Annotated in this window: 10 protein-coding genes; 5 read left to right on the top strand and 5 right to left on the bottom strand. The window is 72.8% G+C overall.

The genetic code is table 11. The features are described from left to right. Positions 1-425 precede the first annotated feature (425 nt). Together AB0G56_RS41250 and ptsP are read left to right on the top strand one after the other, a co-directional pair. Positions 426-875, top strand: a complete 450-nt coding sequence (locus AB0G56_RS41250; RefSeq protein ID WP_360981213.1) for a PTS glucose transporter subunit IIA — start codon at positions 426-428, stop codon at positions 873-875. 78 nt (positions 876-953) lie between these two features. Further along, positions 954-2,624 (top strand): phosphoenolpyruvate--protein phosphotransferase, encoded by a 1,671-nt coding sequence (ptsP, locus tag AB0G56_RS41245; RefSeq protein WP_360981210.1) that lies wholly within the window; start codon positions 954-956, stop codon positions 2,622-2,624. A 79-nt stretch (positions 2,625-2,703) separates the two neighbouring features. Here the strand turns inward: ptsP and AB0G56_RS41240 are convergent, their stop codons facing one another. Beyond that, on the bottom strand, positions 2,704-3,627 hold the full coding sequence (locus AB0G56_RS41240; protein WP_360981219.1) for a hypothetical protein: 924 nt from the start codon (positions 3,625-3,627) through the stop codon (positions 2,704-2,706). A 37-nt stretch (positions 3,628-3,664) separates the two neighbouring features. Then, entirely contained in the window at positions 3,665-4,972 is a 1,308-nt protein-coding gene (locus AB0G56_RS41235; RefSeq protein WP_360981207.1) for an MFS transporter, read from the bottom strand. 45 nt (positions 4,973-5,017) lie between these two features. On the opposite strand from AB0G56_RS41235, the gene AB0G56_RS41230 reads away from it, so the two are divergent. Then, positions 5,018-6,337 carry an aminotransferase class I/II-fold pyridoxal phosphate-dependent enzyme gene (locus tag AB0G56_RS41230; protein WP_360981204.1) on the top strand — a complete coding sequence of 440 codons (1,320 nt, stop codon included), beginning with the start codon at positions 5,018-5,020 and terminating at the stop codon, positions 6,335-6,337. A gap of 17 nt (positions 6,338-6,354) precedes the next feature. On the opposite strand, the gene AB0G56_RS41225 is transcribed toward AB0G56_RS41230, so the two are convergent. After that, the gene (locus AB0G56_RS41225) at positions 6,355-8,322 is read right to left on the bottom strand and encodes an acetoacetate--CoA ligase (protein WP_360981201.1); all 1,968 of its coding nucleotides are present in this window, start codon (positions 8,320-8,322) and stop codon (positions 6,355-6,357) included. A gap of 214 nt (positions 8,323-8,536) precedes the next feature. Here AB0G56_RS41225 and AB0G56_RS41220 point away from each other — a divergent pair, with 214 nt between their 5' ends. Further along, positions 8,537-10,897, top strand: coding sequence for a TIM-barrel domain-containing protein (locus AB0G56_RS41220; protein WP_360981198.1), 2,361 nt, complete (start codon positions 8,537-8,539; stop codon positions 10,895-10,897). Between the two features lie 156 nt (positions 10,898-11,053). On the opposite strand, the gene AB0G56_RS41215 is transcribed toward AB0G56_RS41220, so the two are convergent. Next, on the bottom strand, positions 11,054-11,590 hold the full coding sequence (locus AB0G56_RS41215) for an NUDIX domain-containing protein (RefSeq protein WP_360981195.1): 537 nt from the start codon (positions 11,588-11,590) through the stop codon (positions 11,054-11,056). 49 nt (positions 11,591-11,639) lie between these two features. Then, positions 11,640-12,449 carry a M15 family metallopeptidase gene (locus AB0G56_RS41210; RefSeq protein ID WP_360981192.1) on the bottom strand — a complete coding sequence of 270 codons (810 nt, stop codon included), beginning with the start codon at positions 12,447-12,449 and terminating at the stop codon, positions 11,640-11,642. Positions 12,450-12,606: 157 nt separating this feature from the next. Between AB0G56_RS41210 and AB0G56_RS41205 the strand changes: the two genes are divergently transcribed. Beyond that, positions 12,607-14,232, top strand: a complete 1,626-nt coding sequence (locus tag AB0G56_RS41205) for a GGDEF domain-containing protein (RefSeq protein WP_360981216.1) — start codon at positions 12,607-12,609, stop codon at positions 14,230-14,232. The last annotated feature ends 263 nt before the right edge of the window (positions 14,233-14,495 follow it).

The following is a 14,495-nucleotide window of genomic DNA, read 5'->3' as shown; positions in this document are numbered from 1 at the left end:
GGCGTTGACTTTTGGCACGCTGTTGAGTTCTCAAGGAACGGACGCTTCCTTCGTACTCACCCTCTCGGGCTTTCCTCCGGGCGCTTCCCTTCGGTGATCCAAACTCTATCAGGCTTTTCCGGCCCTCTTGACCACCGTTTCCGCGAGCATGCGGAAGGCGATCCAGAGATAGGATCTGACGAGTTGGGTTCCGCTTGGGCCAAGGACGCTTGATGGCGTCACTCACCCCCAGGCAGGAGTACGACTGTACAGGGGCCCCCGGAGCGGGTGCAAATCGATGAGTTTGGTGGTCTAGACCACTAAGGTGAGCTGTCGTAAGCTCTCGGCCGGAACCGGCACTTACCGTGACATACGCTGCTGCACAGCACGCCGTCCGGGACAGGCAGTGACGGCCCATACGAATCTCCACCCCTGGGAGGCTTCCCATGACCACCGTGACGTCCCCGCTTGCCGGACGTGCCATCGGACTGGCCGCCGTGCCGGACCCCGTCTTCTCCGGCGCCATGGTCGGCCCGGGCACGGCGATCGACCCCGTGCGTGAGCCGTCGGAGGCGGTGGCCCCCGTGGACGGTGTCATCGTCTCGCTGCACCCGCACGCCTTCGTGGTCGTCGACGAGCAGGGGCACGGCGTGCTCATCCACCTCGGCATCGACACCGTCCAGCTCAACGGCGAGGGCTTCGAGCTGCTTGTGAACAAGGGCGACACGGTGACCCGCGGCCAGGCGGTGGTGCGCTGGAACCCCGCCGCCGTGGAGGCCGCCGGCAAGTCCCCCGTGTGCCCGGTCGTGGCTCTGGAGGCCACCGCCGAATCCCTCTCCGAGCTTCGCGAAAGCGGCGATGTGAAGGCCGGCGACAGCCTTTTCGCCTGGGGGTGACCGGCCCGCCGTTCTCCGGGACGGCACACAGAACGACCACCGCGGCGGGACCCGCCGCACTATTCGGAGACGGGTGACATGGAGACAACGCTGCGAGGCGTCGGCGTGAGCCACGGTGTGGCGATCGGCGAGGTTCGGCACATGGGGACGGCGGTGCTGGAACCGCCGGCCAAGCAGATAGCGGCGGAGGAGGCGGATCGCGAACAGGGGCGCGCCCGCCAGGCCGTGGAGGCTGTGGCGGCCGATCTGACGGCGCGCGGCAACCTGGCGGGCGGTGAGGCCCAGGCGGTGCTCGAGGCGCAGGCCATGATGGCGCAGGATCCCGAGCTGATCGCCGATGTCGACCGGCGCATCGCCGTCGGCAGCACCGCGGAGCGCGCGGTGTACGACGCGTTCGCCGCCTACCGCGACCTGCTCGCCGGAGCCGGTGAGTACCTCGCCGGGCGGGTGGCGGACCTCGACGACGTGCGGAACCGTATCGTCGCGCGGTTGCTGGGCGTGCCCATGCCGGGTGTGCCGGACAGTGACGAGCCCTATGTCCTGGTCGCGCGTGACCTGGCTCCGGCGGACACCGCGCTGCTGGATCCCACGCTGGTCCTCGGTTTCGTCACCGAGGAGGGCGGTCCGACCAGTCACAGCGCGATTCTTGCGCGGGCGCTCGGTGTGCCGGCCGTGGTGGCGCTGCCCGGGGCGGGCGAGCTGGCCGAGGGCACGATGATCGCCGTGGACGGCAGCACCGGTGAGATCTTCGTGAACCCGAGTACCGGGAAGAAGGCGCAGCTGGAGGCCGCGGCCGCCGAGCGCAGGGCCGCGCTGGCCGCGTCGACCGGGCCGGGCGCCACCTCCGACGGCCACAAGGTGCCGTTGCTCGCCAACATCGGTGGTCCCGCGGATGTGGCGGCCGCGGTGGAGGCCGGTGCCGAGGGCGTGGGCCTGTTCCGGACCGAGTTCCTCTTCCTGGACGACGACAAGAAAGCGCCGTCGGAGGAGAAGCAGGTCGAGGCCTACCGGCAGGTGCTGGAGGCCTTCCCCGAGGGCCGTGTCGTCGTGCGGGTGCTGGACGCGGGCGCGGACAAACCGTTGGACTTCCTGACGCCTGCCGACGAGCCGAACCCTGCCCTGGGGGTGCGCGGTCTGCGCACGCTGCTGGACCACCCTGAGGTGTTGCGCACCCAGCTGACGGCTCTCGCGAAGGCGGCCGAGGGGCTGCCGGTCTACCTCGAGGTCATGGCGCCCATGGTCGCCGACCGGGCGGACGCCAAGGCGTTCGCGGATGCCTGCCGTGCGGCGGGGCTGCGGGCGAAGTTCGGTGCGATGGTCGAGATCCCGTCGGCCGCGCTGCGGGCGCGCTCGGTGCTCCAGGAGGTCGAGTTCCTGTCGCTGGGGACGAACGACCTGGCGCAGTACACCTTCGCCGCCGACCGTCAGGTGGGTGCGGTGTCCCGGCTGCAGGACCCGTGGCAGCCCGCGCTGCTCGACCTGGTGGCGCTGGCCGCCGAGGCGGCGCGGGCCGAGGGCAAGAGCTGCGGTGTCTGCGGTGAGGCCGCCTCGGATCCGCTGCTGGCGTGTGTCCTGACCGGTCTGGGGGTCACCTCCCTGTCCATGGGTGCGGCATCGCTTCCTTATGTCCGGGCGACGCTGGCCAAGTACACGCTGGCGCAGTGCGAGCGTGCCGCCGCGGCCGCGCGTGCCGCGGACAGTGCCGAGGAGGCCCGTGGCGCGGCTCAGGCGGTGCTGTCCGGCGAGTGACCGGGCCGGTTCGGACCGTGCTGATCCCCGGTTTGTCGTGTGGGGCGCTCCACCTTCGGGTGGAGCGCCCTTCGCGTGTTCAGTGCCGGTGTCGTGGGGCGGGGCCTTCTTCTCCGAGGTCGGGTGGTGTGCCGTAGTCGACGCCGGATTCCGGTGCGACGAGTCCGCCGGATTCGACGTCGGTGCAGTAGGCGTCGAAGACCTCGCCCGCGGTGAGCGGTTCCAGGCCGTCGCCGCGCAGGCGCCAGCCGTAGATGCGGTCGGGGGTGTCCGGCGCGATGGTGCGCATGACGAGGCCGCCGGGGCTGTGCGTGGCGAGGCCCAGGGCCAGGACGGTGGTGAATTCGAGGGCTTCGGCCTCGTCGAGCCGGATGGCGTCGGCGTGTGGGCCGTCGCTGTGTGAGGCGTCGCCGTTGCCGTCGTCGGCGTGGAGCACGGTGAGGAGGGTCTCCGGTGCGGTGGAGACGCTGCAGACGAGGTGCCGGTTGCCGGGCGGGGCGGTGTCGAGGATGCGGGCGAGGAGGCCGGCGGCGCGGGTGAAGGCGGCGCGGCCGATGTCCTCGCCGCAGGAAGCACAGGGGCCGAGCCGGGCGAGGAGGGTGGAGGCGTACTCCCAGGTCGCCTGGCGGACGGCTTCGTCGACGAGGGCCGGGACCAGTTCGGTGAGCGGTCGGCCGTCGTAGGGGACGGTCGGGCCGAGGACCGCGATCTCGGCGGTGAAGCGGGCGCGGCTGGCGGGGGCGTCGGGGTCGAGGTGGGTACGGGCGCAGAATTCGGCGTACTCCTCGGGGTCGAAGAGGGCGACGGTGGTGTGGCCGCCGAGGGCCGCCCTGGTCCGCAGGAGCGCTTCCACTTGTTGCAGGTACGTGGAGTGGTCGTCGAAGGCGAAGCTGCGGTAGCGCCGCATGGCGCGGAAGTCGTGTTCGTCGGTGAGCAGGCCGATGGTGCCGGCGATCTCCCGGCGCAGGACGCGTCGCATGGCCCGGTGGTCGGTGTGCGTCATCTTCTCCCCCATGGTTTCCCCGTGTGTGCACGGTCGATCAGTGCTCACTCACAGTAACTGGCGGCACTGACAACGGGGGGTCCGCGAGTCGGTCGCGGACCGTGCGGTGCTGGATGACGCAGGTCAGGGCGATGGTGGCGCCGAAGACGGCCCATCCGGCGGGGCCCGCGGCGATGGCCGCGGTGACGGCGAGGGGTCCGATGCTGCGCTGGGCGGACTGGGCCAGTCCGTGCACGCCGAGGTAGGCGCCCTGCGCCACGTCGGGGGCGAGGGCGACGGACAGTTCCCAGGACACGGTGGCGTGGAGCATCTCGGCGAGGGTGAAGGCCGTGGCCGCCGCGGTGAGGAACACGGTGGAGGGGAGGGTGCCACCGGTGGCGGAGAGGGCCAGGGCGGTGCCGCCCAGGGCGTAGGCGAGGGAGAGCGGGATCAGGAGGGTGCGGGCTGCCGCGGTGGTGGCTCCGAAGCGTGCCAGGGGCACTTGGAGGGCGACCACCATCACGTTGTTCAGCACCATGAGCAGGGGTGCGAGGCCGCGGGGTGCGGTGCCTGAATGGGCGATGCACAGGGGGAGGCCGACCTTGAAGACCGCGTCGTCGAGGAAGAGGACGGTTTCGGTGGCGACGTAGGCGAGGTAGGCGCGGTCGCGCCAGGGGTTCGCGGGGCGGCCGGCGGGGGCCGGGGTGCCGGAGGTCGCGACGGTACGGGACGGGGACGGGGGTTCGCCGCAGCGCAGGGTCAGGAGGGCGACGGCCGTGAAGGAGAGCGCGTCGCCGAGGAGGAGCCACCGGTAGGCGGCGGTGGTGCCGAGGGCGAGGGCAGCCGCGGCGGCGAGGCCGCCCAGGGCCCAGCCCGCGTTGGCCGCGGTCCTGTTGAGCGCCTGGTAGCGGACGCGGTCCGGGCCGGAGACGCGGGTGGCGTAGAGCTTGGTGAGGATGCTCGCGGCGCGGTCGCCGAGGCTGCCGAGCGCGGAGAAGGCGAGGAGCAGGGCGTAGTTGTCGGTGGTGAGCAGTCCGAGGGAGGCCAGGGCGCGCAGGAGTTGGAGCGCGACGAGGACGCGGGTGAGCGGGAGCCGGTCGGCGATGCGGCCGCCGATCGGGGCGCCGGCAATGCCGACGGCTCCGGCGAGGGCGGCGAGGGTGCCGACCTCGGCGAGGGAGAGATGGGAGACGTAGGTGAAGTAGAAGACGGAGACGGAGGCCCACAGTCCGCTGCCGGTGCGGTCCACGAGGGCGACCAGGAGCATGCGGCGGCCGTCCGGCCCTCCGGGGATGCGGGGTTCTCCTGTTCCGGCGCCCCGTCGTGTGCTGGTGTTCCCGGTCTTCGTTCCGCGGGTGATTCCCACCGCTCCCCCTTGCCCGAGGTTATGTATTGATACATAATGATCAACGTGGCAGTACATTATGCGATCGGTGGTACGACGGCCAAGGCGATTGCCGCGTCGGTGGAGCGGGGCGTCTCCGAGGGGGCGCTGACACCGGGTGCGGCGCTTCCGCCGGTGCGCCGGCTCGCCGATGAGCTGGCCGTCAGTCCGGGGACGGTCGCGACCGCGTACAAGGAGCTGCGCGGGCGGGGCATCGTCGTCACCCGGGGGCGCGGCGGGACCGTGGTGGCGCCGGCCCCCGCGGTGGCGTCCCGTCGGCCCCCCAAGGTGCCGCGAGGGCTGCGGGATCTGGCGGGCGGGCATCCGGACCCGGCGTTCCTGCCCGGCCTGGTGCCCCCCTCGCGTCTGTCGCCGGGGGCGCGGTCGCACCGTTCGACGCCGCGTCTGTCCCGGCTGGAGGAGACCGTGCGGGACTGGCTGCGGGCCGACGGTGTGCCGGTGGAGCACGTGACGTTCGCGCACGGCGCGCTGGACCTGGTGGGGCGCCTGCTCTCCGTCGAACTGCGCCCGGGGGACGCGGTCGCGATGGAGGACCCGGGCTACCACCACCTGCTGGACCTGCTGACCGCGCTGGGCCTGCGCAGTGTCGCGGTGGCGGTGGACGACGAGGGGATGCGCCCCGACGCCCTGCGGCGGGCGCTGCGGGCGGGGGCGCGGGCCGTGGTGTGCAGTCCCCGGGGCCAGAATCCGTACGGCGGCTGCTTCTCGGAGGAGCGCCGCGCGGCGCTGCTCGACGTGGTGCGGGCGGAGCCGGACGTGCTGGTCGTGGAGAACGACCATGCCTCGGCGGTGGCGGACGTGCCGCTGCGCACGCTCGCCTCCGGCGGTCTGGCCCGGTGGGTGCACGTGCGGACGGTGAGCAAGTTCCTGGGGGCCGACCTCCGCTGGGCGGCTGCGGCCTGCGACGCCACCACCCTGGCCCGGCACGACGGGCGGCTGCTGCTGACCTCGGGCTGGGTCAGTCACCTGCTCCAGGAGACGGTCCACGGGCTGATGACGGACGAGGGCACGCGCGCGCTGGTGTCCCGCGCGCGTGAGACGTACGCCGTACGCCGAACCGCTCTGCTGCGGGAACTGGCGGCCGGCGGGATCGGGGCGCACGGGGCGAGCGGCATGAACGTGTGGGTGCCGGTGTCCGACGAGTCCGCCGTGGTGAACGGATTGCGGTCCTACGGCTGGTGGGTCGCCGCGGGGGCCCGGTTCCGGCTGTCGTCGCAGCCGGGTGTACGGATCTCCGTGGCCGACCTGGAACCGGCCGACGCGGCCCGGCTGGCCTCCGACTTCGCGGCCGTGCTCGGCGAGTCGGAGGCCACCTACGGCGGCTGAGCCGGGGGCGCTCCCCCTCAGGCGCGCTTGCGGGCCAGTTCCTCGTAGAAGCGCAGCAGGCCGAGGTCGTCGACGGATCCGGGGTTGACCGCCTTTTCCAGCGGGGTGCCCTGGAGCAGGCGTTTGACCGGGACCTCGATGCGTTTGCCGGTGAGGGTGTGCGGGACGCCCGGTACTTCGATGACCTCGTCGGGGACGTGCCGCGGTGAGAGCTGTTCGCGGATGGTGCGCTTGATGCGGTCCAGGAGCGCGTCGTCCAGGACGGCGCCCGGGGCCAGGTGCACGAAGAGGGGCATCCAGTAGCCGCCGTCGGGCTGTTCGACGCCGATGACGAGGGACTCCTTGATCTCGGGGAGCCGCTCGACGGCTTCGTAGATGTCGGCGGAGCCCATCCGTACGCCCTGGCGGTTGAGCGTGGAGTCGGAGCGGCCGTGGATGATCACGGAGCCGCGGGAGGTGAGCGTGATCCAGTCGCCGTGCCGCCACACGCCGGGATACACGGCGAAGTAGCTGTCGTGGTAACGGCTGCCGTCCGGGTCGTTCCAGAAGTGGATCGGCATGGAGGGCATGGGGTTGGTGACGACGAGTTCTCCGACCTCGTCGACCAGTGGTGCCCCGCTGGGGTCCCAGGACCGCAGATCGGTGCCCAGGCAGGGGGCCTGGAGTTCGCCGATGTGGACCGGCAGCGTGGGTACGGCTCCCGCGAAGCAGGAGCAGACGTCCGTGCCTCCGCTGACGGAGGCGATCCACAGGTCCTCGCCGACCTCGTCGTGCAGCCAGCGGAACCCGTCGGGCGGGAGCGGGGACCCGGTGGTGCCGACGCACCGGATCCTGGAGACGTCGTAGTCCCGCGAAGGGTGCACTCGCGCCTTGCGGCAGGCCATGACGTACGCGGCGGAGGTGCCGAAGAGGGTGGCTCCGGTGCGCTCGGCGACCCGCCACTGGGCGCCGGTGCCGGGATACCCGGGGCTTCCGTCGTACAGGACGATCGTCGTACCCGTCAGCAGACCGGAGACGAGGAAGTTCCACATCATCCAGCCGGTGGACGTATACCAGAAGAAACGGTCCTCGGGGCCCAGGTCGCAGTGCAGGCCGAGCTGCTTGAGGTGCTCCACGAGGATGCCGCCCTGAGACTGCACGATGGCCTTGGGCAGGCCCGTGGTGCCCGAGGAGTACAGCACCCACAGGGGGTGGTCGAAGGGCACCTGCTCGAAGACGGGTTCCACGTCGGCGGCGGTCAGGTCCGGCCACGCGAGGGCGCCCTCGGGGGCGGTGCTGCCGAGCAGGGGGATGTGGACGACCGCGCGCAGGGTGGGCAGTTCGCGGCGCAGCTCGGCGACGACGTCGCGGCGGTCGTGCTCCTTGCCGCCGTAGCGGTACCCGTCGACGGCGAAGAGGACGACCGGTTCGACCTGCTGGAAGCGGTCGAGGACGCTGCGGGCGCCGAAGTCGGGGGCGCAGGACGTCCACACCGCGCCGACGGCGGCCGTGGCGAGCAGGGCGACGACGGCCTCGGGGACGTTCGGCAGGTAGCCGCTGACGCGGTCGCCGGGGCGTACGCCGAGGGCGCGCAGTTCGGCGGTCAGGGAGCCGACCTGGCGGCGCAGTTCGGACCAGGTCACCGGGCTCGGCTCGTGGCTCTCGTCGACGTGCAGGAGGGCGGGCTCGTCCGCGCGGTCGGCGGCGGCGCGCAGCGCGTGTTCGGCGTAGTTGAGGGTGGCGCCGGGGAACCACTGCGCGCCGGGCATGGTGCGGTCGCCCAGCACGCGCGCGTAGGGGGTGGAGAACCGTACGCCGAACCACTCCGTGACGGCCTTCCAGAAGGTGTCCAGGCGCTCCACGGACCAGCGGTGCAGGGCCGGGTAGCCCCCCTCGGCGGGTGCTCCGTGGTGTGCGGCCGCCCAGGCCTGGAACTGCGTGATCTGTGCCTGGGCGATCCGCTGCGGATCGGGCTGCCAGAGCGGCAGGGGGTTCACGGTCGACATGGGGCGGCTCCCGGACTCTGCGCGTCGTGTGCGTCGGTCCGCGCACGTGCGGGGGTGTGCGCGTGACGCGGCTGACACGGACGATGCCACGTGATCGACTTCCGCACCAGGGCCCGCCCCACACACTCCCTGCCGTGAAGATGTGGTCCCGGCCTTGGTGAACGGCAGTTGAACAGCACACGCGTCAGGGGCTGTCAATGGCAGGGTGAGCAGCATGAACGGTCGTGACCTGGTGCGTTCGGTGAAGGCGGTCGGTTCCGCGGGGGCGGCCCAGGGGGTGCGCACCGTGCGGGCCGCCTGGCGCAGGCGGCGTGCCGACGCCGTGGGACTGCCGCCCCGGGGTGCCGAGCGGGCGCGGGTGCCCGGCGAGGTGCGGGACGCGCGGCCGGGGCCCGGGGGCGGCGTGGTGCGCTTCAGCCGTTCGGAGCTGCGCATCGTGGTCGCGGTGAACGGCGCGGTCTTCTGGGGCTGGGACGGGGCGGGTCCCGAGCCGTCGTACGCGCTGGCCGGGGGCGCTCCGGAGCCGGACCCGCGCGCGGTGCTGGAGCCGGACAAGGACGGCGGCTGGCGGGTCGTGGCCGAGCGGGTCACGGTCACCGTCTCACGCCGGGGCGCCGTGGAGGTGTGTACGCCCGGGGGTGTGCGGCTGCGCCGTGATCTGCCGCCCCGGTGGTGGGAGCCGGCCGGCGGGGGCCCGGCGCGCTGGATGCAGCGGTCCGAGGTGGCTGCCGACGCGCGGTTCTTCGGCCTGGGCGGGCGGGCGTCGGGGCCGGTGCTGCGCGACGGGTCGTACCGCCTGTGGAACACCGATCCCGGGCACGCGTTCGAACCGGGCGAGGATCCGCTGTACATCACCATGCCGGTGCAACTGGTCGTCGCGGACGCGGGCACCCATCTGGTGTTCCACGACAACTCCTGGGACGGCACGGTCGTCCTGCGGGAGGGCGAGGAGGGGGCCGGCTCGGGGCACGACCGGCCGGGGGCGAGCGAGTTGAGGATGGACGGCGGCCCGCTGCGCTGCTGGGTGGTCGTCGGCACTCCCGCGCGCGTGGCGCACACCTGGGCCTCGCTCACGGGCGCGGCGGCGCTGCCGCCCGCGTGGGCGCTCGGCCACCATCACGCGCGGTGGGGTTTCGGCAGTGAGCAGGAGGTGCGCCGGATCGTCGCGGGCTACCACGAGCACGGCCTTCCGCTGGACGCCGTGCATCTGGACATCGACCACCTCGACGCGCACCAGGTGTTCACCGTCGACCAGGACCGCTTCCCGAAACTGCCCGTGCTCGCGGAGGAACTGCGCCGGGACGGGATCCGGCTGGTGTCGATCGTCGATCCCGGGGTGCGGGCCGTGCCGGGCACCGCCGTCCACGACTCGGGGACGGCGCAGGACGCCTTCGTGCGGGACGCGGCCGGGGAGGTCGTCCGGGGCGTCGTGTGGCCCGGTGAGACGGTCTTCCCGGACTTCACGCACGCGCGCGTACGCGCATGGTGGGGCGGTCTGTACGAGGAGCGGCTGGCCCAGGGGTTCTCCGGTTTCTGGCACGACATGAACGAGCCGACCTCCTTCGCGGCGTTCGGTGAGACGACGCTGCCGAGGTCGGCCCGGCACGCTCTGGAGGGCAGGGGCGGTGACCATCGCGAGGCGCACAACGTGTACGGGCTGTGCATGGCCCGGGCCGGCTACGAGGGTGTGCGCGCCCTGGTGCCGGGCGAGCGGCCGTTCGTGTTCTCCCGTTCGGGATGGGCCGGGATGCAGCGCTACGGCGGGACCTGGTCGGGGGACGTGGCGACGGGCTGGGCGGGGCTGCGGGCCTCGCTGTCGCTGGTCCTGGGCCTCGGGCTGTGCGGGGTGCCCTACTCGGGGCCGGACGTGGGCGGTTTCGACGGCAGTCCCTCGCCGGAGTTGTTCCTGCGCTGGTTCCAACTGGCCGCGTATCTGCCACTGTTCCGGACGCACGCGAGTGAGCGGGCGGGGCGGCGGGAGCCGTGGGAGTTCGGGCCGGAGGTGCTCGGGCACGCGCGCGTGGCGCTCGTCGAACGCCGGCGGCTGCTGCCGTACTTCGTGACGCTGGCGCATCTGGCGCGGCGCACGGGCGCGCCGTACGTGCGGCCGGTGTGGTGGAACACCCCCGAGGACCGGGGGCTGCGCGACTGCGGGGACGCCTTCCTGCTCGGCAACGCGCTGCTGGTGGCGCCGGTGCTGCGTCCCGGGGCGGACCGGCGGACGGTGCGGCTGCCGCCCGGCCGCTGGTACGACACGGCGACCGGTCGGGCGTTCGAGGGCCCGGGGCAGGTACGGGTCGAAGCGCCCCTGGGGCGGATCCCGGTGCTCGCGCGCGCGGGTGCCGTGATCCCGGTGCGGGGCGAGACGGGCGGGCTGGAACTGGAGGTGTGGGCGCCCGCTCCGGGGCGGACCGGGGGCGGGCTGGTGGTGCCGGATGCGGGCGACGGGTGGGACGAACCGGTGATCGAGCGCTACGCCGTCCGCCGGCAGGGACGGGAGGTGTTCGTGGAACACGAGCGGGCGGACGGCGCGGGCGCGCCGTCGCGTCCGCTGCGTGTGCGGGGACTCGACTGAGCCGCGGCGGACCGGTCAGCGGCTCGGGCAGGGCAGCGGACCCGGACGGCTCAGAGGACTCGGACAGGTCAGAGGACTCGGACAGGTCAGAGGACTCGGACAGGTCAGAGGGCTCATGGTTCAGAGGGCTCGGACAGGCCAGAGGACTCGGGCGGCTCAGATGTAGCGGCCCTCGAACCAGGCGCGTGCGGCCAGCGTGTGCAGGGGGAAGGCCAGTTCCTCGGGCCTGCGCAGCAGGTGCCAGCCGTCCGTCTCCTCGGTGGGGACGGACCGCGGCAGCCCTTCGGCGGGACGTTCCGGGAGCAGTCCGAAGAGCAGCAGATGGCCGTCGGGCGCGCTCATGGCGTCGATCAGCCGCACGTCGCGGGCGGCGGCCTCGATGCCCGTCTCCTCCTTGAGTTCGCGCACGACGGCCTGGCGCCAGTCCTCCCGGTCGTCGATGTACCCGCCCGGCAGGGCAGTGCCCCCGCGCGCGGGAGCGATGCTGCGGTGGATCACCACCAAGGCGGTGCCCTTCGGGTCGTAGACGGGCTGGAGGGCCACCGCGACCGGCAGCGGGTTGCGGTAGACCACCGTCCCGCAGGCCGGGCAGGCGCGGGGCCAGCCGGAGACGCCCTCTCCGTAGGGCACTCCGCAGCCCGAACAGTGCGAGTTCGGGACGGAGTTGGCGATCGGATGCTGATTTTCGGACACGCGCGGACTGTATCCGATCAGTGGACGGTCGTCTTCCGCCGCGTACGGCTCAGTTCCTGCCGGTGAGCGAGGCCTGCGAGACGGGAAAGTCGAAGTAGGTGTCCGGGTAGGGCTCGGGCTGGTAGGTGAAGTGCCACCATTCCTCGGCGAGGTTCACGAAGCCGAGGTTCTCCAGGGTGCTCTTGAGCAGCAGCCGGTTGGCCCGCTGACGGCCCTGGATCCGGGGGTCGAGGGTGTGGGCGAGCGTGTCGAAACAGTCGAAGCCGGTTCCCATGTCGACGGAGTTGTCCGGGAAGCGTTCGTCCTGCGGTGCGTAGCAGGGCACCAGGGGCTGACCCGGGACGTACGGGTGCGTCGGCCGGGCGGGGAGCCTGACGATCGTGAGGTCCATGGTCGAACCGCGGCTGTGACCGGACTTCGCCGCGATGTAACCGTCGTCGAAGAGCCGGGTCTTGTCGACGCGCGGATAGAACTCGCCCTTCATGGCCTGGTCGTCGAGGTCGCGGGCCCAGCGGACGAAGTGGTCGACGGCGCGTTGCGGCCGGTAGCAGTCGTAGACCTTGAGGGTGTAGCCCTTGCGCAGCAGTTCCCTCTGGGCCCTGTGCAGGGCCTGGGCGGCGGGGCGGGTGAGGATGCACATCGGCTGCCGGTAACCGTCCACGCGCGCGCCGACGAAGTCGTGCGGGGTGAAGTAGCGGATCTCCTGGATGATCGTCGGGTCCACCGCGCTGAGGGCCACGAAGTCCCCGGGCGCCCGCGGGTCGGGGACCGCGGGGGCTGTCGCGGAGGCGGCGGTCACGGTCAGCAGAGCGGCGACGGCGGTGATCACACCGCGGAGGACCCAGGGCAGTCGTGTCATGTCTCCTACATCTACCGGCACCGGGCTCGTGAGGGAAGCCGGGCGGCCCGAACCGCCGAAAGGCCTTTCCCATACACGGCGTGATGGCGCCGGAACGTCACGTGAACGTCTCATGAACGCGACCCGCGCCGCCGCACCCGGCGCCATCATCGCTCCCGTGCACTCCTGGACGGATACTCTCCGCTTCGCCTTCCAGCCGGTGGTCAACCTGGCCACCGGCGGGGTCATGGCCCTGGAGGTCCTGGCCCGGCCCGAGACCGGCGACGTCCTGGCCGAGGCGCGCCGCGACCCCGAACTGGACGCCGGCCTCGCGGTGTCGGCGCTGCGCGCGGCGGCCCGCACCGAGACGCTGCTGCCCTTCCACCTCAACGTGTTCGCCCCCACGCTCGCCGACCTCGGCGGGCTGGGCCCGCTGCCCGATGCCGTGCGGGAGGCGGGCCGGCTGCCCTGGGAGGTCACGATCGACGTCGTACCGCCGTACGCCCACGTGCCCCAGGGGGCGCTGCTGGATGCCGTGTCCGGGCTGCGGGCCCAGGGGTTCAGGATCGGGGCGGACGGTGTCGGTGACGGTGACCTGCCGCTGAGGCTGCTCGTCGACCTCGCCCCGGACCTGGTGAAACTCGACTCCTCCCTGCTGGCGCGGCCGACGGCCGTGCGGGCGATGCGCACGCTGTGCGAGCAGTCGGGGGCCCTGCTCGTCGTCGAGGGTGTGGAGACCGAACGGCAGTGCGCCCTCGCGCTGTCGGCGGGCGCGCAGTGGGCGCAGGGCGAACTGTTCGCGCCGCCCGCCCGGCTGCCCGTGGCGGACGTGTACGTACCACCCCGCTCCCCAGGGCCCCCGCCCCCGCAGCGCTCGGGGCCCTCCCTGCGGGAGTTCCTCAGGCCCGCCGCGCTGCTGCCCGCGGACGCCTCCGCCGGCCGGGTACGGGCGCTGCTCACCGGTGCGCCCGACGTGACCGGGGTCCTGCTCGTGGACCGCCGCGGAGCGCCGGTGCGGTCGGTGCACCGGTCCCGTTTCCTGCTGATGATGTCCGGGCGCTACGGCCACGCCCTGCACGCGGACCGTCCGGCCGCACGGCTGGGCGACCCGCCGCGCACGGTCGACGTCGGGGCCACGGCCTGGGAGGTGCTGGACCTGGTGGCGCTCGGCGCGGGGGAACGGACGTCCGACGACGTCGCGGTCGTCGACCGGGACGGGCGGTGCGTGGGCGTCGTACGGCCCGCCGATCTGGTAGGGGCCCTGGCCGAGACCCGGGTCGAGGAGGCTGCGGGACTCAATCCGCTGACGCGGCTGCCCGGCTCGGACGTCATCACGGCCGAGGTGGACCGGCGGGCCTGCGACGGCCGGGGGTTCGCGCTGAGCTGGCTGGACATCGACCACTTCAAGCAGGTCAACGACGGTGCGGGGTTCGCAGCGGGGGACGAGCTGATCCGGTCGGTGGGACGGGCCCTGGCGGACGCGGCGAACGGTGCCACACGGGTGGGGCACATCGGCGGTGACGACTTCCTGCTGCTGGTGGACCCGGAGGCCCTTGATCCGCTGGCCGCGGCCGTGCTGGACGTGCCGTGGTCGGCCGCCGGGATGCCGGTCACCCTGTCGCTGGCCACGGTCGTGTGCGTGCCGGGAAGCGTGAGCGACCACCGGCAGGCGGCGGCTCGTCTCACTCCGCTCAAGAAGGCGGCCAAGGCCCTGCGGGGGCCCAGCTGGGTCGTCGGCCGGGCGGACCGGCCCGGGCACACCGTCCGGCGTGGCCGGGCAGCGGCGGTCCCCCAGGCCGGGTGAGGGCGGCTCGGGACAGCGGGGTGCGGGCGGCGGCGAGTGGGGGCGGTGACGCCGGGCGGGGGCGGGTGAGCGCGGGCGGGTGGGTCCCGGGCGGCCGGTATCCGGTATCCGGTATCCGGTATTCGGTATCCACTTTTCGGTCCGGCTCCCGGCTTCCCGCTTCCCGCCCCCCCCGTTATCTTCTTCGCGGTCCTGCAAGAGGGCCGCTGGCCTCCGGGCCCGGCATGACTGTTCCCCCCTGTCGAGTGGATGACCTGGGGGGT

The organism is Streptomyces sp. NPDC021356 (assembly GCF_040641015.1).
GTDB lineage: Bacteria > Actinomycetota > Actinomycetes > Streptomycetales > Streptomycetaceae > Streptomyces.
This window is presented reverse-complemented; position numbering and strand designations above follow the sequence as displayed.

Coding starts and splice junctions, on each gene's coding strand:
- AB0G56_RS41210 (WP_360981192.1), bottom strand. CDS start 12,449: ATGACACGACTGCCCTGGGTCCTCCGCGGTGTGATCACCGCCGTCGCC.
- ptsP (WP_360981210.1), top strand. CDS start 954: ATGGAGACAACGCTGCGAGGCGTCGGCGTGAGCCACGGTGTGGCGATC.
- AB0G56_RS41220 (WP_360981198.1), top strand. CDS start 8,537: ATGAACGGTCGTGACCTGGTGCGTTCGGTGAAGGCGGTCGGTTCCGCG.
- AB0G56_RS41240 (WP_360981219.1), bottom strand. CDS start 3,627: ATGACGCACACCGACCACCGGGCCATGCGACGCGTCCTGCGCCGGGAG.
- AB0G56_RS41250 (WP_360981213.1), top strand. CDS start 426: ATGACCACCGTGACGTCCCCGCTTGCCGGACGTGCCATCGGACTGGCC.
- AB0G56_RS41225 (WP_360981201.1), bottom strand. CDS start 8,322: ATGTCGACCGTGAACCCCCTGCCGCTCTGGCAGCCCGATCCGCAGCGG.